Genomic DNA, 16,964 nt, shown 5'->3' on the forward strand with positions numbered 1-16,964 from the left:
AGCGGCTCCGGTGCTGGAACACCGGAGCCGCGGTTCGGGCCGTTCCACTGTGAAGGAGAAAACGACCCATGAAGTGCATCGTTGCTGGTCATGAAGCCGTTACGGCGGCTGAGTTCGCGGAGCTGGCGTTCGGTATTGACCTGGAGTTGTTCGCCGGTCCGGCCATGGGCGAGTCCGAGGAGGATCGGGCGGCCCGGCTGGACGTGGCCCGCGAGGTACTCGCGGAGCTGCGCGAGACGGACCCCGAGGCCGCCGCCTACGCCGAGTCGCTGCTGCGGCGCAGCCCGCTCAAGCCGCAGCCGACCGCGCGCCGCTCGCGCCGGAGCTCCCAGCGTCGGCAGAACGTGCGCTGCACCGCCCCTCAGGGGGTGGCTGCGTGAGCGCCGAGACCCTGGCCGAGCAGGCGGCTCTGATCACGTGCCTGGCCGGTCTCGCGGTCGGGCACCCGCATCTGCCCGCCGCCTACATCACGATCAGCCGCCACGCACCGCGGGAGCTGAACGTGCAGCTGGACAGTGTCAGCAAGGTGGAGGCGTGGCGGGAGGCGTTGGGCGTCGACGCGGACCTGGTCTGCGTCGACCGGCTCGGTGACCGGTCGTCGCTGGAGTTCGACGCGACGGTCCACGGCGTCGACTTCCACGTCTACACCACCTACGTCTCGGCGGCGGTGGAAGCCGGTGCGGCATGAGCGCCCCCGCCTACGTCGACGCCTCGTCGACGCCCGTCGAAAGCGCGTCGACGCCCGTCAATGCGGAGAACGCCATCACCGTCATCGCGGCGGTCCTGACGGTGGTGCTGACTGCGGTGGCGTTCTGGCTGTCGTATGAGCACTTGCAGGAGGTGGCCGCCGCTCACGGCATGGCCGAAGCAGTGGCCCGCTCGTGGGCGTGGCCGGCCACGGTGGATCTGTTCATCGTGATCGGTGAGCTGCTGATTTTGCGTGCCTCACTGGCCCACAAGGTCGACTGGTGGGCGATCGTCCTGGTCACGGCAGGCGACGGTGCGTCCATCGCCCTGAACGTGGCCGGGGTGGGCAAGGACGCCAATGCCTTGGATTACGTGGTGGCCGCGGTTCCTCCGGTGGCGGCGCTGCTGGCGTTCGGGGCGCTGATGCGGCAGGTGCACGCCTACCTTGCCCGCCGGGCGTCGACGGGCGTGGCCACCCCGCCGCCGGGCGTCGACGCTCCTTCGACGCCCGTCAACGTGAGCGTCGATCGCCCGCCCGTCACACCGCCTGCTCCGTCGGCTGTCGAGGCGAATCCGGTGCCGGAACGTCCGGCACTGTCGGTGGGCGTCGAGGCGGGTTCGACGCCCGTCACCGCTGAGCCGATCGGCGTCGAGGCGGAGTCGACGGCCGTCGATCTGTGCATGCCGGTCGTCTACGCCAACCGGGTCGATCAGCTGGTGCGGGCGCTGTACGGAACGGACTTCACGCAGCCGAGCACCGCACGCATGACGCAGGCCATGACCGGCGCCGGGCTGGGCGGGTCGGAGTCGACGGCACGCACGGCGCGCGGTCGGGTCAAGGCGCGTGAGCCGTACCTGGCCGACTTCCCCGCCGCGATTGCCGGTTGAGGCGGGGGCTGTCATGTCGCTGGGCTACACGCAGTGCTTCGACCCCGACGGGGTCCGCTACGGCATCCCTACCTACCCGTGGCGCTACGCCCCGGACGGCTACGCCACCCGCCGCGGCCTGCGGGAGATGGGGCTGCGTCCTGGCGGTCAGCCGGTAGCGGCACAGATCATGCTGCCGCGTTTTCGGCGTCCGCCGCTGGTTGCCTACCTCTACCGCATCGACCTGGCAAAGCCGGTGCGGCCGATGACGTCGCGCAAGTGGGGGGCGCTGGCGTTGGCGATGCTCGCCCGCCGCACCTGCCCGAAGTGCCAGATCGTCTACAGCTACTGCATACCGGCCTCGCTCGGCATGTGCGTGCTGTGCGCCCACCCCGAGACCGGAACGACGGTCACAGAAAGGGCGGTTCACCCGGCGCGGCCCGCGCTTGCGAGGCCCGGGGCCGCGCCGGTCTCCATCCCTCATCAGTGAGACGGAGTTCTTCAGCATGCCCGAGAACACAGCAATCGACGAGCGGGCGGAAGCGCCCGAGACCGAACCGCACCAGCCCACCACCCCGCAGCCGACCGCGCCCGCGTCGGCCCCCGAGTGGCTGGCACCGGGACCGGACCCGGACAGCCACACCACGCCCGAGCAGGACACCGGCGAGGACGAGAAAGAACAGGCCGCCGACGAGGAGGTTGGCGACGGGTTGGCGGCGGTGCCGCTGCTGACCAACGCGGTCAACCTGTCCACGGTCGGTGTCTGCTCCGCCGCTTCCTACGCGGGCCCTGTGCTGGCGCTGGGGGCGGCGGCGGTGGCCGCGGCCGGCACGGCCACCACGGCGGTTGTTGCGGCACGGCGCCGCGCCGCAACGCGTGCTGCTGGTGCAGGGGGCGCCGGACGTGCGGGCCGGTTGACGGGCGCGGGAACTTCCCGCGCCCGCGCCGTCCAGGGCAGTGGTGGCCTGGCGCGAGGTGGACGGGGCCTGCTTGGTTCCCGTCGCACGGCAGGCGCAGGCACGGGCGGAGGTACGGGTGGCGGTGGCCGCACGGGTGGCGGGCGTGGCTCGACCGCCGGGCGCCGGACGGCCCGCACGGGCACCGGACACACCGCCGCCGCGCACGGCTCCGGCGGAACCTCACGCCAGGGCGCGGGGCTGCACAACTCGTCTCACCGCCGCGGGACATCGTCCCGGACGGGGCGTGGTGGTGGCCTGCTCGGTGGGGCCGCCACCGGCCACGGCAGCGCGGGCAACGCTCGCCGTGGCGCATCCGGCGGCGGTCTGCTGTCCGGTGGGCGCCGCGGAGCTGGCCGCCACGGCGGAGTCCGCGGTTCTGGTGATGGCCTGTTCTCCGGCCGCGGCACGGCCAACACCGGCTCCGGCAACAGCGCCGGGGGTGGGCAGGGGCGGCGTGCGGGTGCGGCCCGATCCACCGTCGCCGCTGCTCAGGGCCGCATCGCCCGTTGGTCGAGGGCGCTGCAGGACACGGCTGGCCGGGGTCTGTCGAGGTTGGGTGGCTGGCTGCGGCGGGGGCTTGGCTGGCTGTGGGACCGCACGGCCGGCGCGCGTCGCAGGGGGTGGGCGAGGTTGCGGCATCTGCTGCGGCTGTCCGCGGCAGCGTTCTTCGCCCTGATCGCCGCTCTCGCGGTCATGCCTGCCTCGCTGTTCGTGGGCCTGGTCGCCAACATCCCCGCTGTCCTGAGCAAGCGGTTCGCCTTCAACCACGTCGGGATGGCCTGGCCGAAGCGCGTGTTCCACAAGGTCTTCGGGCGGCTGGCAGAAGCTTCCCGACGCCGTCTGCACAGCCAACTCTCCGACATGGCCGAACCCATCACGGGCGAGGAACGCCCGCACGTGGGCCATGTCTGCGACGACCCCGGCACGCAGCGTCCGGTGCCGGAATCCACACCACCCATGAAGGGGGAGCACGTGAGCGTCTTCGCCACGTCTGCCGAAGAAGTCGCCAACGCCTACGCCGTCTACGAACCGCCCGCCATGGCCTCCGTGGCCGCGGAGTACAAGGGTCTGCCGGATGCGATCCGGCACGTGAACGAGGCCGTGATGGCGCTGGCGGAGAACAGCGCCGAGCACTACCCGATGGACCCGGCGATGGCCGACGGAGTCAACCAAGTCGCCAAGATCCTGGAGGCGACCGCCGCCTACGCCGACGAGATCGAACCCACCTTCCGCCAGGTCCACGACCGCGACCTGATGCGGCTGGAGAACCCGCGGACCAACGAGCACTGGTGGAACGTGGGCGGTATCGACGGCGACGGCGCCCTGTGGGCCAAGCCCTCCGTCCTCGCCACCGCCGCGGAGGAAATCCGCAGCGTCTACCAGCAGTGGAGCCCGGAAGGGCAGGGCGAGTCCGCCGCGATGGTGGTGGGTGCGGAGTACGAGGGCATCCCCACCGGCCTGGAACACCTCGCCGAAGCGGTCACGTCCCTGTCCACCCGCTCCGCCGACACCTGGCCGGTCGACCCGTGCATTGCGGAGATGGTCGCGGACGTCGTCCACGGCCTGCGCAAGGCCGTCTCCGCAGCGATGGAGCTCTACCCCGCCTTCCGGCGGCTGCACGAACCGGAGATCGAGCACAACGAGAACCCCCGCAACGGCGAGGAGATGTGGAACGTGCCGAAGGGAGGCGCCGCAAGTGCCTGAACTGGACTGGAACAGCGGACACAACATCAACACCGGCACCGCGACCGCCGTCACGACGGCGCTGGCCGCCTCGTCGCTGACCTACGCGGCTGGCATCCACCCCCTGTGGGACCTGGCCGTCGGTGCGGCCGGCGCGCTCGGGGCTGCGGTCGACGGGGCGCGGCGCGGGCACGTGGGTTCCACCCTCGCCTACCGTGCCGGGCTGTGGCTGTCGGCTGGGGGCTGGTGCTCGTGGGCCGCCGCGGGCGGCCCGCCCTGGTCCCTCACCTCCCTCGCCGTCCTCGCGGGCGGCGGGTTGTTCGGCCGGCTCACCTGGAACGCCGTGGGCCGTGCCGAGCAGGCCGCCATCGTGCGCCGGCGTCAGCAGCAGTACGCGGCCGAGCAGGCGGAGCAGCAGGCCCTGCACGATGCGTGGGGCGGACAGTGGGAAGAACGCCTCACCCGCGTTGCGAAGATCCCCGCGGGGACGCGAGTGGTGGCCATCCAGCCGTGGGCGGGGAACACCGGCTACACCGTGGAAGCCGACCTGCCGGGCGGCACCACCGTCAGGCAGATCAAGCCCCATGAGGAAGCGTTCGGCTCCGATCTGCGCCTGCCTGAAGGGTGCGGGGTGGAGGTCGCGGCCGGACGGCGCAAGGGCACGGTGATCGTGCGCGTCTCGACGGTCAACGTGATGGAACAGACCATCCCCTACCCCCTCGACATCGGCCCGACCAGCATCGACGACGAGTTCGCCATCGGCCTGCACCGCGACGGCACCCCCGCACTCGGCTCCCTCGCCCACATCTGCGGCCTGGGCATCGGCGACACCGGCTCCGGCAAGACCAACACGCTCACCGTCGTCAACGCCCAGCTCGTGCGCACGATCGATGCGCTGGTGTGGCACATCGACACCACCGGCGCCGGCCTGTCCCTGCCCTGGTTGACCTCCTGGGCCATCGAGGGCACCCACAAGCGGCCCGTCATCGACTGGAGCGCCCACACCCACGACGAGACCCGCGCCATGCTCACCATGGCCGTGCAGATCATCGAGACCCGCAAGCGCCGCTACCAGAAGCTCATGCGGCAGGCCAACGACACCAAGCTCCCCGCCCGCGCCGACGTCCCGGCCATCATCATCGTGGTGGACGAGACGGCCGATCTGCCCGGCGACATCAAGGGCATGATCGAGACCGTCATGAACACCGGCCGCGCCGTGCGGGTGCGTGTCGAGGTCTCCTCGCTGCGCGCCACGTCCGACTCGGTGCCGGTGGCGGTCAAGAAGCGGGCCAAGTGGCGCTGGGGCATGTACGTCACCGACCCCGAAGAGCTGTCGTACCTGTTCGCCGGGTACCAGAACGTTGATCCGGCGGACGCGCCCTGGCCGGGGTGTGGGTTCAACGCCTACAACTCCACCAAGCCCCGCCCGTTCAAGGCGTACGCGCTCACCCCCGACCGCATCGACGCCATCGCCGCCGCCGTCTCCGCCCGCCGGCCGGTGCTCGACGAGATCTCCGCATCCGTGGAGTACGGCAAGTACTACCCCTCACGCTGGGCACGCGTCCTGCCCCACCTGTACGAGGGCGAGACCCTGCACGAGGTCACCCACCCCTACACCGATGTCCCCGTCATCGACGTGCCGACCAGGCAACCGGCGCCCGCAGCGCGCTCGTTCAGCGGAGCTGCGGGGGCGGGCATCCGGCCCGGCACACCGGAGTGGTCCCGCCTGTTCCCCGCCCGCGGCCAGCAGCCGGAGCCCGCGCCGGAGCAGGGACCGGACGAGGACGAGGATGAGCCCAACGGGCTGCGCTTGGTCGTCAACGACCCCGACCAGCCCGAGCACGAACACCCGGCGCCGGTCGAGGACGAGGCGAATGCGCAGGAACCGCAGCAGACATCCGACTGGTACGAGCCGGAGCCGCAGGCCCGACAGCAGGCGGCGCCGCGCGCCAGCGCACAGGACACCGCCATGCGCCTCCTGCTCGACGCCGGCCCCCAGGGCACCGGCCCCTCCCGTATGGAGACGGAGCTGAAGGCGATGGGGTTCGGCACCCACCGCGCCACGATCTCCGCCTGGCTGCGGCAGTGGACGGCCTCCGCGGAAGTCATCCGCAGGGGCCACGGAACCACCGCCTACTACGTCCACCGCAGCTACGCCCGCGACCACGAGCCGGGTGACCGAGAGTAGCTACGGGCCGCTTGTTGTCGCTTGTAGCGACAACAAGCAACACCCCCTCCCAGAGGCCCACGGGGGGCTCTGACCCCCGTGTTTCAGCTTGTCGCTTGTAGCGACTACAAGCGACAAGCAACCACACACCGTCACCGACAGGCGCCCGCCCGGAACCCTCCGCGCGGGCGCCTGCCACACCCCGGCTCGCCGGAAGGGAGCACCAACATGCACCACCGCGAACCGCACGGACACCTCGCCCCGCACATCCCCGCCGACGTCTACGACCGCGCACAGGCCACCGGACAGCCCGTCGTTTACGTCGTCACCGAGACCCCGCCGGGCGTCCCGTGGCGGCGGTTACTGATCCCGTTCGCCATCGCCGGCGCGGTCGTCGTGGGCGGCTGGGGACTGGTCGCCGCCCTGGCCTGGCTGCTCGACGTCGCCGCCCACACCGCCACCGTCATCGCCGGCGCCGCCGGACCCATCGGCGTCGGCGGCATCACCCTCAAACTCGCCCGCCCCAGCAAGCACTAGCTACGCCAAGGGCGGCCCCCACTCTCGCCAAAGAAACCGGGGCCGCCCTTGTCACCCAGCACCTACAACAGAACTGGAGACATCCAGCATGGCTCAACCCACTGACATCCGGCGAGCCCCCGGCTCGCCGCCGATGATCGTCGCTCTGTGCGCGGGCTATGGCGGCTTAGAGGCCGCTGTCCGCGCCCGGATCGGCGGCCAGGTCGCTGCCTACGCCGAGAACGACCCTTATGCCGCGGCGGTGTTCGCCGCCCGTCACCCGGGTGTGCCCAACCTCGGGGACATCCGGGCCGTGGACTGGGACCAGGTCCGGGAGCTGTACCGGCCGGACGTGATCGGCGCCGGTTTCCCCTGCCGCAACACCTCCAACGCTGGACGAAGGGATGGAATCGGTGGCCAGTGGTCGCGGGTCTGGAAAAACGTCGCTGAGGCTGTGGGCCACCTTCGACCGCGCCTCGTCTTCCTGGAAAACGTGGCGGCGCTCCGCTCGCGGGGGCTGGACGTCGTCGCCGCGGACCTGGCCGCGCTCGGGTATGACGCGCGGTGGACATGCTTACGCGCTGGTGACCCTGAAACCGGGGCCCCGCACGAGCGCGACCGCTGGTTCGCAGTTGCCCATCCCGCTGATGCCGACCCCCACCAGCTCGGACGGCACTGGCGGCCCGGGAACCTCACCGAAGCGCAAGGGCGGGATGAACCTGCGCACGGCGGTGACGAAGCTGCCGGCGCCCCCGGAGTCGTGAGCCTGCTGCCAACGCCGGCGGCCCGGGATTGGAAGTCCGGGGCTTCGAACCTGCTCGACCGCAACGCCCGGCCCCTGAACGAGGTCGCCGTGAACCTGCTCGCCGGAGTGGACACCACCCCCACCGGGCCAGTCACGCTGGACGAACGGTGGGTGGCCAGTGACGGCACCGACTTCGGGCCTGCGATCCGCCGTTGGGAGCACATCACCGGACGGGCGGCGCCGTGCCCGACCGAACCGGGTACCCGCGGCAACCGCCGCCTGTCCCCGCTGTTCACCGAGTGGATGATGGGCCTGCCCGAAGGGTGGGTCACCGCCGTGCCCGGCATCCCCCGCAAGGAACAACTCAAGATCCTCGGCAACGGCGTCGTCATCCGACAGGCCCACCACGCCTACGGCCTGCTCCTGGGCGCCTCCATGGCCAGGCCGCAGGAAGAGGGGGCCGCGGCATGAACGGCACCCCGAGTACGGACCTGGCCCGGCTGGGCCTGTTGGCATGGGCGTTGGAGGCCGCGCGGCGTGACTGGCACGTCATCCCCCTGCGCCAGCAGGACAAGCGGCCCGCCGGGCACGCGCAGAAATACTGCCCCGGCACCGGCCGCTGCACCGGCGGGCACAAGACCCCGGAAGAACGCGCCACCACCGACCATGACCTGTTGGTCGCGGCGTGGGCGCACCGGCCCTACAACATCGGGATCGCGACCGGCCCGTCCGGGCTGCTCGTGGTCGACCTGGACACGCTCAAGCCGAACGACCCGAAAGGAACGCCTGACGGCGCCACTTCCTTGCAAGCGCTCTGCGAGCGCGCCGGACACGCCGCCCCCAGCACCTATCGGGTGCGGACCGCGCGCGGCGGTGAGCACCTGTACTTCACCCAGCCGCCCGGCGCCCGCCTGCACAGCACCGCCGGGCGACTCGCGAAGAAGATCGACACTCGCGGGTGGGGCGGGTACGTCGTTGCTGCTGGCAGCACCACTCCAGACGGGGCGTACACCGTCCTCGACGACCGCCCGCCGATCGTGCTGCCCGATTGGCTGCACGAGGCCCTGAAACCCCCTCAGCGCCCCGCACAGGCCGCGTCGGTGCCGCTCACGACCCGGGCGAGGGGGTACGCCGCGGCGGCCCTGCGGGGCGAGGTGGACAACGTGGCCCATGCCGCGGACGGCGCCCGCAACGCCACCGTGCTGCGGGCCGCGCGGGCACTCGGTCGGCTGGTCGCGTCCGGCGACCTCGACCGCGGGGAGGTCGAGGAGGCTCTTAGTAGGGCGGCGGCGGGCAACGCCACCCAGTCCCAGCGCTACTACGACGACGTCATCACGCGCGGACTGGACTGGTCCATCGCCCACAACCCGACCGGCAGGCGGACGGCATGACCAATCCCCCGCCTACTAAGAGCCTCCCCGCCACCACCCACCGGCCGCACGCCGCTCCACAACCTGTGGACGCTCCGGCCGTGGGCGTGCCGGAGGGCGCCGCCCGTAAGGGCGTCCGATCTGCTGTTCGTTCTGGGCCGCGCCCGGACGACGGGCGCCGTCCCGTGACCTGGCTGCGCATCGTGGCACCGCCGGACTGGACGGTGACCCCGTCCGCGCGGTCCTGGTGCCTGTGCGGCTACGACCGCCACGCCATCGGCCGAGCCGCCGTGCAACGCCTCGTGGAGGACCACATCGCGCACCGCACCGCCTGCCCCCGCATTGATCACACCATGGAAGGAGGGACAGCCGCATGACCGCGAACGAGGTGAGTTCGGACCTGTGGGAGGGGTTCGACCTGACCGCCGAGGACATCGCCGGACCCGTCTGGGACGAGCCGGTCCCTCTCAGGGCCCGCCCTGCCCTCCCGCCGTTCCCCGTCGACGCTCTGCCCGACTGGCTTGCCGGCATGGTGCGCGGGGTGGCGGAGGAGACGCAGACCCCGGCAGACCTCGCCGGTTGCCTCGCCCTCGCCGTCCTGGCCACCGCCGCCGGCGGGCGGGTGAAGGTGTGCGTGCGCGGGCACTGGCGCGAGCCGGTCAACATCTACACCGCCGTCGCCCTGGACCCCGGCAACCGCAAGAGCGCCGTATTCGACCTGATGGTCCGCCCCCTGCTCGCCGCGGAAAAGGCCCTGATCGAGCTGTCCGGGCCGGTGCGGGCAGAGGCAGAAACGACGCTCCGCCTGGCCAAGGCCGCCGCCGACAAGGCCGCGGGCAAAGCTGCCGGCGCTGAGCCGGACCAGCGCGCCGCGCTGACCGCAGAAGCCGTCGAACTCGCCCAAGCCGTCGACGAGATGAGCGTTCCGGCCGTGCCGCAGCTCGTCGCGGACGACGTGACCCCGGAGAACATCGGAACCCTGCTGGACCAGCAGGGCGGGCGGATCTCCTGCCTGAGCGCCGAGGGCGAGCTGTTCGACATCATCGCCGGCCGCTACAGCGGCAAGCCCAACATGGGCATGTTCCTCAAGGGCCACGCCGGCGACATGATCCGCGTCAACCGCCAGGGCCGCGAAGCCCAGCACATCGACGCCCCCGCCGTCACCATCGGCCTCGCCGTCCAGCCGGAAGTCCTCGACGCTCTCTCCCGCATCGACGGAGCCGACGGGCGCGGCCTGCTCGCCCGCTTCCTCTACTCCAAGCCCCTCTCCCTGGTCGGACGCCGCAACCTCACCCCCGACCTGCTGGATGAGCAGGTGGCCGCCACCTACGGCCGGCGCCTGAGCGGCCTCACCCTCGCCCTGGCCGACTGGACAGATCCCGCCCTGCTCCAGCTCACCCCCGAGGCCGACGCGGTCCTGCTCGCCTTCCAGAAGGTCACCGAGTCCCGTCTAGGCCCGGACGGAAGCTACGCACCGATCGTGAAATGGGCCTCCAAGCGCGACGGGGCCGTGGCCCGCATCGCCGGACTCCTGCACCTGGCCGCGCACCCGGAGGACGCGTGGCACAAGCCCATCGAGGCCGCCACCATGGCCGCCGCCACCGAACTGGGTGACTACTTCACCGCGCACGCCTTGGACGTGTTCGACGCCATGAGCGCCGATCCCGCCCACGATGCCGCCCTGACCGTCCTCTCTCAGCTCGTCACGAGCGGCACGCCGCAGTTCACCAAGCGGGAGCTCTTCCGGGCCCTGCGGCGGGCGGACTTCCCCGCCATCGGCGACCTGGACCCCGCATTGGTCCTGCTCGAAGAGCACGGCTGGATCCGCCAGGTTCCCCCGCCGCCGCGCACCGGCCGCGGCGGCCGGCCGCCCTCGCCCCGCTACGAAACCCACCCCCGCATCACCCGCAGCGCCTGACACAACCCCCCACCCGCCGACACAACTGACAGAACCCCCGCTGCAAGCCGCTGACCTGCTCAAACAAGCACCAAGGTGCTTGTGACAGAACCCAGTTAAAACTCGACAGAACTCCCGACCTCGCGTCGAGAGCCTCTGTGACAGAACCCTGCCGACCGAGGTTCTGTCAGGTTTTAATTCAGTTCTGTCAAAGAGCACGAACCCCTGGAAACAGCAGGTCAGCGGACCGTGGGCGAGGTTCTGTCAGTTCTGTCAGCAGGATCCCGGTTCTCGAAGGATCTTAGAAGGAGTCCTCATCGTGGCCCGCACGCAGAAGCTCAAGCTCCGCGAAGTCCTCGAAGAGATCGACATGAGCCGCGCCGCCTTCTACCGCATGCGCGCCCGCGGTCAGGCGCCCCGCATCCAGAAGCTTCCCAACGGCCAGCTCCGAGTCAGCCGCGCCGACCTCGACGCCTGGTGGGAATCCTGCGAGCAACGCGCCGCAGTCTGAGCCATCGTTCCGCAGCCAAGGGCCCGCCATTCGGCGGGCCCTTCTCCATGGGAGAGCAATGCCCCTGACCTACGACGTACGCCTTTACGCCCTCGAAGTGCGGAAGGACCGGCCCAAGCCCTATCGGCTGCGTTGGCTGGTGGGCGCCCGTAAGCACTCGAAGAGTTACGCCCTCAAGGCGCAGGCCGACGGCCGGCGATCGGAACTGATGTCCGCCGTCCGCCGAGGTGAGCAATTCGACGAGGAAACGGGCCTCCCCGTCTCCGAACTCCGCGCCCAGCAAGGCTCCGTCACCTGGTACGAGCACACCCGCGCCTACATCGACCGGAAGTGGAAAGCGGCCCCCGCGAAGTCCCGCAGGAACTACGCGGATGCGCTCGCCACCATCACGCCTGCCCTGCTAAAGACCCGAGCAGGGATGCCCGATGCGCGCCTGCTGCGGCGCGCCTTGTACGGCTGGGCCTACAACCGGAATCGGTGGGACGAGACCCCGCCAGAGGACGTCGAGCGTGCGCTTCGCTGGGTGGCCAAGAACTCGATCCCCATCAGCGCGCTGGAAGACCCTGCAAGCGTCCGGCTCGCCCTGGACGCCCTGGCGTTGAAGCTCGACGGTAAGCCGGCCGCTGCACGCACCGCCAAGCGCAAGCGAGCCTGTCTGAGCGACGTCCTAGGGCTCGCTGTGGAAGAGCAGTACTTCGTCACCCCGGTCAATCCACTCACCACCGTGAAGTGGGCCGCCCCGAAGTCAGCGGAGGAGGTGGACCCCGAGAGCGTCGCCAACCCGCGCCAGGTTCGGGCACTCCTCGCCGGCGTACGGGCACAGGGCGCCCGCGGCGAGCATCTCGAAGCGTTCTTCGGGTGCCTCTACTACGCCGCGATGCGCCCCGCCGAGGCCGCAGCGCTCCGAGCTGCGCAGTGCCACCTGCCTGAGGAAGGCTGGGGCACTCTCACGCTGCGGCACGGTGTGGTGCAGGCCGGACGGAGTTGGACGGACGACGGGAAGGCCCACCAGAACCGGCACCTCAAGGCCAGGGCCGAGAAGGACTCCCGCCCTGTCCCCATACCGCCGCACTTCGTCCGGCAACTGCGCCAGCACATCGCGAGGTATGGCACGGCGCCCGATGGCCGTCTGTTCCGCACCAGCCGCGGAGGTCTGCTGCAAGACACCGGATACGGGGAGGTCTGGGCGCGAGCCCGGCACAAGGTGCTCACCGAGGCCGAGGAAGCCTCGCTGCTCGCACGGCGCCCCTACGACCTGCGCCACGCAGGGGTGTCGTTCTGGCTCAGCTCAGGGGTGGACCCGATGGAGTGCGCGCGGCGGGCCGGCCACACGATCGCGGTCCTCTTCCGGGTGTACGCGAAGGTTCTCGCTCAGACGCAGGAACGGGCCAACCGCCGGATCGAGGCCGCCCTGCGCGAGTGGAACGAACCCGAGTGACCCCGTGCTCTCCCCCGGGGGACGCCTGGGGGACACACGCTGATCAGAGGTGGGATCCGGGCGATACAGGGTGAGACAAGTCACCCTCTTTCGATTCCGCTCGAAAGATCGCCCGCAGATATGAAGAGACCCTCTCCGGTCTGCGTTCTCGCAGATCAGAGAGGGTCTCCCTCAGCGTGGCGGCGCCAGGATTCGAACCTGGGAAGGCGAAGCCGGCAGATTTACAGTCTGCTCCCTTTGGCCGCTCGGGCACACCGCCAGGGTTTGCTGCCGTTCGAACCGCTTTTCGGCGGTGCTCCGTGGCAACGACGTAAACAATACCCGATACGGAGGGGTGCTTCGCCACCCGATTGATCAGCGCTCCGAGGGGGCGGGGTGGCTAGGCTTGTCCGGATGCGGACCGGGACTCATGCCGGCTCGGCGGCAGGTCCCACGTACGCCGATGCGCACCCGAACCGCACCCGATACGCACCCCGATACAAGGAGCCACAGGACATGGCCGACTCCAGTTTCGACATCGTCTCGAAGGTCGAGCGGCAGGAGGTCGACAACGCCCTCAACCAGGCCGCCAAGGAGATCTCGCAGCGCTACGACTTCAAGGGCGTGGGCGCCTCGATCTCGTGGTCCGGGGAGAAGATCCTCATGGAGGCGAACTCCGAGGACCGGGTGAAGGCCGTCCTCGACGTCTTCCAGTCCAAGCTGATCAAGCGCGGGATCTCCCTGAAGGCCCTGGAGGCGGGCGAGCCCCAGCTTTCGGGCAAGGAGTACAAGATCTTCGCGGACATCCAGGAGGGCATCTCCCAGGACAACGCGAAGAAGGTGGCGAAGATCATTCGCGACGAGGGCCCCAAGGGCGTGAAGGCCCAGGTGCAGGGCGAGGAGCTGCGCGTCAGCTCCAAGAGCCGCGACGACCTGCAGACTGTCATCGCCCTCCTGAAGGGCAAGGACTTCGACTTCGCGATCCAGTTCGTGAACTACCGGTGATGCATGAGGAAGGGGCGGGCGCCCGTCGGCGTCCGCCCCTTCCTCGGCCTCCCTCGGCCTCCCTCGGTCGTGCGTCAGTCGCGTGAGTTGCCGAACAGCAGGCGGTAGACGACGAGCAGCACGAAGGAGCCGCCGATCGCCGCGGCCCAGGTGGCGCCGTCGTAGAAGTCCTTGCTGATGGGGTGGTCCAGCCAGCGGGCCGAGATCCAGCCACCGATGAACGCGCCCGCGATGCCGATGAGGGTCGTACCGATGAAGCCTCCCGGGTCACGGCCCGGCAGCAGGAACTTGGCGATGGCTCCGGCCAAGAGTCCCAGGATGATCCAGCTGATGATGCTCATGCCCTGAACCTGCCCTTCCGCGCTGTGCCCGCACTGTCCCGGCACTGTGTTTTTAGATCCCGACGGGCAGTTCTTTGCCTTGCTGGGCCGCGCTGTGCCGCGTCGCGTCGTGCTGTGAGGTTCCTCATGGTTCCTCGTCGGCCTCGTCGCGCTTCTGTTCGTGCCGTGTTGATGAAGAGGACGTCACGGCTCCGCCTGGCGGTTGCAGCGATCAGTAGGGTGCGCAGCATGACTCAGCCAGGATCCGCCTCCGACTCGGCCGAGCTGCGGCGCACCCTGGGCGTCGGGGACGCCGTGGTCATCGGGCTCGGTTCGATGGTCGGCGCGGGGATCTTCGCGAGCCTGGGGCCCGCGGCGCACGCGGCCGGGTCGGGGCTGCTGCTCGGGCTCGCCGTGGCCGCGGTGGTCGCCTACTGCAACGCCATGTCGTCGGCGCGGCTGGCCGCGCTGTATCCCGCCTCGGGCGGTACGTACGTGTACGGGCGTGAGCGGCTCGGGCCGTTCTGGGGGTATCTGGCGGGCTGGTCGTTCGTGGTCGGGAAGACGGCCTCCTGCGCAGCGATGGCGTTGACGGTCGGGGCGTACGTCTGGCCGGGGCAGGCGCACGCGGTGGCGGTCGCGGCCGTGGTGGCGCTGACCGCGGTGAACTACGGCGGCATCCAGAAGTCGGCGTGGCTGACGCGGGTGATCGTGGCCGTGGTGCTGGCCGTCCTCGCCTGTGTGGTGGTCGTGTGCCTGGGGTCGGGGGCCTCCGACGCGGGGCGCTTGGACATCGGGGCCTCGGAGGGTGCGGGCGGGGTGTTGCAGGCCGCCGGTCTGCTGTTCTTCGCGTTCGCCGGGTACGCACGCATCGCGACCCTCGGCGAGGAGGTCCGGGATCCGGCACGCACCATTCCCCGCGCGATCCCGCTGGCCCTGGGCATCGCGCTCGTCGTGTACGCGGCTGTCGCGGTCGGCGTCCTTTCCGTGCTGGGTGCGGAGGGGCTCGGGCACGCGGACGCGCCGCTGGCCGACGCGGTACGGGCGGCCGGGGCGGCGGGGCTGGTGCCGGTGGTGCGGGTCGGTGCCGCCGTGGCCGCGCTGGGCTCGCTGCTCGCGCTGATCCTGGGTGTCTCGCGTACGACGCTTGCCATGGCCCGGGACCGGCATCTGCCCGGCGCGCTGGCGGCCGTGCATCCGCGCTTCCAGGTGCCGCACCGGGCGGAGCTGGCCGTGGGCGCTGTCGTCGCGGTCCTCGCCGCCACGGTGGACGTGCGGGGCGCGATCGGGTTCTCCTCCTTCGGTGTGCTGGCGTACTACGCGGTGGCCAACGCCTCGGCCTGGACGCTCGATTCGTCTCCGGCGGCGCGGGTGGTGCCCGCGGTGGGGCTCGTCGGATGCGTGGTCGTGGCGTTCGCGCTGCCGGGGGTCTCGGTGGTCGTGGGCGCGGTCGTGCTGGCGGTGGGCGTGGTCGCGTACGGCGTACGGCGGCGGGTGGCCGCCCGGTAGCGGGACGGGCTCGGCAGGGGGAAGCCCCCGGTTTGCCTCAGGCGGCCGTGAACGGCTGGTCCGTGGGCACGATTTCGCGGCCCAGCGGGAGCAAGGAGACGGGGATCAGCTTGAAGTTGGCGATGCCGAACGGGATGCCGATGATCGTGAGGCACAGGGCGATGCCGGTGGCGATGTGGGCGAGCGCCAGCCACCAGCCCGCCAGGACGAGCCACAGTACGTTGCCGACGCAGGAGGGGGCGCCCGCGTCGCGCCGCTCGATCGTCGTGTAGCCGAACGGCCAGAGGGCGTAGACGCCGATGCGGAACGCGGCCAGGCCGAACGGGATGCCGATGATCGTGATGCAGAGCAGGAGGCCTGCGGCCAGGTAGCCGAGGAACAGCCAGAAGCCGCTCAGAACGAGCCATATGACGTTGAGGATGGTCTTCACTGGTAGCGACCTGCCATCTTCTCGAGCCGGGCGATGCGGTCTGCCATCGGCGGGTGGGTGGAGAACATCTTGGAGAAGCCCTGTCCCGGACGGAACGGGTTCGCGATCATCATGTGGCTCGCGGTCTCGATGCGTGGCTCGGGAGGCAGCGGAAGCTGCTTCGTGCCCGCTTCCAACTTGCGCAGGGCGCCGGCCAGGGCGAGGGGATCTCCGGTGAGCTGGGCGCCGGAGGCGTCCGCCTCGTACTCCCTGGAGCGGCTGATGGCGAGTTGGATCAGGCTGGCGGCGAGCGGGCCCAGAATCATGATCAGGAGCAGACCGAGGATGCCGGGGCCCTCGTCGTCGTCCGAGCGGCCGATCGGGATGAGCCAGGCGAAGTTGACCAGGAACATGATCACCGAGGCGAGCGCGCCGGCGACCGATGAGATCAGGATGTCGCGGTTGTAGACATGGCTCAACTCGTGGCCGATGACGCCGCGCAGTTCGCGCTCGTCCAGGATGCGCAGGATGCCCTCCGTGCAGCACACGGCGGCGTTGCGCGGGTTGCGGCCGGTCGCGAAGGCGTTGGGTGCCTCCGTCGGAGAGATGTACAGGCGGGGCATGGGCTGGCGGGCCTGGGTGGAGAGGTCGCGGACCAGCCGGTAGAGGGCCGGGGCCTCGAACTCGCTCACCGGGCGGGCGCGCATCGCGCGGAGCGCCAGCTTGTCGCTGTTCCAGTACGCGTACGCGTTGGTGCCGAGGGCGACGATGAGCGCGACGATCAGTCCTGTGCGGCCGAAGAAACTGCCGATGAGGATGATGAGTGCGGACAGTCCCCCGAGGAGGACTGCCGTCCTGAGCCCGTTGTGCCGGCGGTGCACGGTACGCCCTCCAAGTCGTGT

General features: G+C 70.6%; 17 protein-coding genes, 1 tRNA gene and 1 pseudogene. 15 read left to right on the forward strand and 4 right to left on the reverse strand.

Annotated features, from left to right (window positions below; all coding sequences use genetic code 11):
- Positions 1-68 precede the first annotated feature (68 nt).
- The 13 genes and pseudogenes from ACGFNV_RS11125 (at position 69) to ACGFNV_RS11185 (ending at position 12,840) form a co-directional block, all read left to right on the forward strand.
- Positions 69-380, forward strand: a complete 312-nt coding sequence (locus ACGFNV_RS11125) for a hypothetical protein (RefSeq protein ID WP_393621302.1) — start codon at positions 69-71, stop codon at positions 378-380.
- Positions 377-688: a hypothetical protein gene (locus ACGFNV_RS11130; protein WP_393621304.1), complete on the forward strand. Its 312-nt coding sequence runs from the start codon at positions 377-379 to the stop codon at positions 686-688. The genes ACGFNV_RS11125 and ACGFNV_RS11130 overlap by 4 nt, the downstream gene beginning before the upstream one ends.
- Positions 685-1,575, forward strand: a complete 891-nt coding sequence (locus ACGFNV_RS11135; protein ID WP_393621306.1) for a DUF2637 domain-containing protein — start codon at positions 685-687, stop codon at positions 1,573-1,575. Before ACGFNV_RS11130 ends, ACGFNV_RS11135 begins: the two co-directional genes overlap by 4 nt.
- A 13-nt stretch (positions 1,576-1,588) precedes the next feature.
- Positions 1,589-1,951 (forward strand): annotated as a pseudogene (locus ACGFNV_RS11140) (RRQRL motif-containing zinc-binding protein); the annotation flags it as partial.
- 109 nt (positions 1,952-2,060) lie between these two features.
- A complete protein-coding gene (locus ACGFNV_RS11145) occupies positions 2,061-4,217 on the forward strand; it encodes a hypothetical protein (RefSeq protein WP_393621308.1) in 2,157 nt (718 codons plus the stop codon).
- Positions 4,210-6,384, forward strand: coding sequence for a hypothetical protein (locus tag ACGFNV_RS11150; RefSeq protein ID WP_393621310.1), 2,175 nt, complete (start codon positions 4,210-4,212; stop codon positions 6,382-6,384). Before ACGFNV_RS11145 ends, ACGFNV_RS11150 begins: the two co-directional genes overlap by 8 nt.
- Before the next feature lie 207 nt (positions 6,385-6,591).
- On the forward strand, positions 6,592-6,900 hold the full coding sequence (locus ACGFNV_RS11155) for a hypothetical protein (RefSeq protein ID WP_393621312.1): 309 nt from the start codon (positions 6,592-6,594) through the stop codon (positions 6,898-6,900).
- A 133-nt stretch (positions 6,901-7,033) separates the two neighbouring features.
- Entirely contained in the window at positions 7,034-8,095 is a 1,062-nt protein-coding gene (locus ACGFNV_RS11160; protein ID WP_393621313.1) for a DNA cytosine methyltransferase, read from the forward strand.
- Positions 8,092-9,015 carry a bifunctional DNA primase/polymerase gene (locus ACGFNV_RS11165; RefSeq protein WP_393621314.1) on the forward strand — a complete coding sequence of 308 codons (924 nt, stop codon included), beginning with the start codon at positions 8,092-8,094 and terminating at the stop codon, positions 9,013-9,015. Before ACGFNV_RS11160 ends, ACGFNV_RS11165 begins: the two co-directional genes overlap by 4 nt.
- 164 nt (positions 9,016-9,179) lie before the next feature.
- The gene (locus ACGFNV_RS11170; RefSeq protein WP_393621316.1) at positions 9,180-9,371 is read left to right on the forward strand and encodes a hypothetical protein; all 192 of its coding nucleotides are present in this window, start codon (positions 9,180-9,182) and stop codon (positions 9,369-9,371) included.
- A complete protein-coding gene (locus ACGFNV_RS11175) occupies positions 9,368-10,912 on the forward strand; it encodes a YfjI family protein (RefSeq protein WP_393621317.1) in 1,545 nt (514 codons plus the stop codon). The genes ACGFNV_RS11170 and ACGFNV_RS11175 overlap by 4 nt, the downstream gene beginning before the upstream one ends.
- Before the next feature lie 298 nt (positions 10,913-11,210).
- Positions 11,211-11,402 carry a helix-turn-helix transcriptional regulator gene (locus ACGFNV_RS11180; RefSeq protein WP_393621318.1) on the forward strand — a complete coding sequence of 64 codons (192 nt, stop codon included), beginning with the start codon at positions 11,211-11,213 and terminating at the stop codon, positions 11,400-11,402.
- A gap of 58 nt (positions 11,403-11,460) precedes the next feature.
- Entirely contained in the window at positions 11,461-12,840 is a 1,380-nt protein-coding gene (locus ACGFNV_RS11185) for a site-specific integrase (RefSeq protein ID WP_393621319.1), read from the forward strand.
- Positions 12,841-13,017: 177 nt separating this feature from the next.
- On the opposite strand, the gene ACGFNV_RS11190 is transcribed toward ACGFNV_RS11185, so the two are convergent.
- Positions 13,018-13,099 (reverse strand) — tRNA-Tyr (locus ACGFNV_RS11190).
- Positions 13,100-13,335: 236 nt separating this feature from the next.
- Here ACGFNV_RS11190 and ACGFNV_RS11195 point away from each other — a divergent pair.
- On the forward strand, positions 13,336-13,824 hold the full coding sequence (locus tag ACGFNV_RS11195) for a YajQ family cyclic di-GMP-binding protein (protein ID WP_393621321.1): 489 nt from the start codon (positions 13,336-13,338) through the stop codon (positions 13,822-13,824).
- A 74-nt stretch (positions 13,825-13,898) separates the two neighbouring features.
- Here ACGFNV_RS11195 and ACGFNV_RS11200 read toward each other — a convergent pair whose 3' ends face one another.
- Positions 13,899-14,165, reverse strand: a complete 267-nt coding sequence (locus ACGFNV_RS11200) for a GlsB/YeaQ/YmgE family stress response membrane protein (RefSeq protein ID WP_133927722.1) — start codon at positions 14,163-14,165, stop codon at positions 13,899-13,901.
- Positions 14,166-14,393: 228 nt separating this feature from the next.
- Between ACGFNV_RS11200 and ACGFNV_RS11205 the strand changes: the two genes are divergently transcribed.
- Positions 14,394-15,653, forward strand: a complete 1,260-nt coding sequence (locus ACGFNV_RS11205; RefSeq protein ID WP_393621323.1) for an APC family permease — start codon at positions 14,394-14,396, stop codon at positions 15,651-15,653.
- 37 nt (positions 15,654-15,690) lie between these two features.
- Here the strand turns inward: ACGFNV_RS11205 and ACGFNV_RS11210 are convergent, their stop codons facing one another.
- Together ACGFNV_RS11210 and htpX are read right to left on the reverse strand one after the other, a co-directional pair.
- The gene (locus ACGFNV_RS11210; RefSeq protein WP_393621324.1) at positions 15,691-16,083 is read right to left on the reverse strand and encodes a YccF domain-containing protein; all 393 of its coding nucleotides are present in this window, start codon (positions 16,081-16,083) and stop codon (positions 15,691-15,693) included.
- The gene (htpX, locus tag ACGFNV_RS11215) at positions 16,080-16,943 is read right to left on the reverse strand and encodes a zinc metalloprotease HtpX (RefSeq protein WP_133927724.1); all 864 of its coding nucleotides are present in this window, start codon (positions 16,941-16,943) and stop codon (positions 16,080-16,082) included. The genes ACGFNV_RS11210 and htpX overlap by 4 nt, the downstream gene beginning before the upstream one ends.
- Positions 16,944-16,964 lie beyond the last annotated feature (21 nt).

This window comes from Streptomyces sp. NPDC048751, assembly GCF_043198595.1.
In the GTDB taxonomy this organism is placed as follows: Bacteria; Actinomycetota; Actinomycetes; order Streptomycetales; family Streptomycetaceae; genus Streptomyces.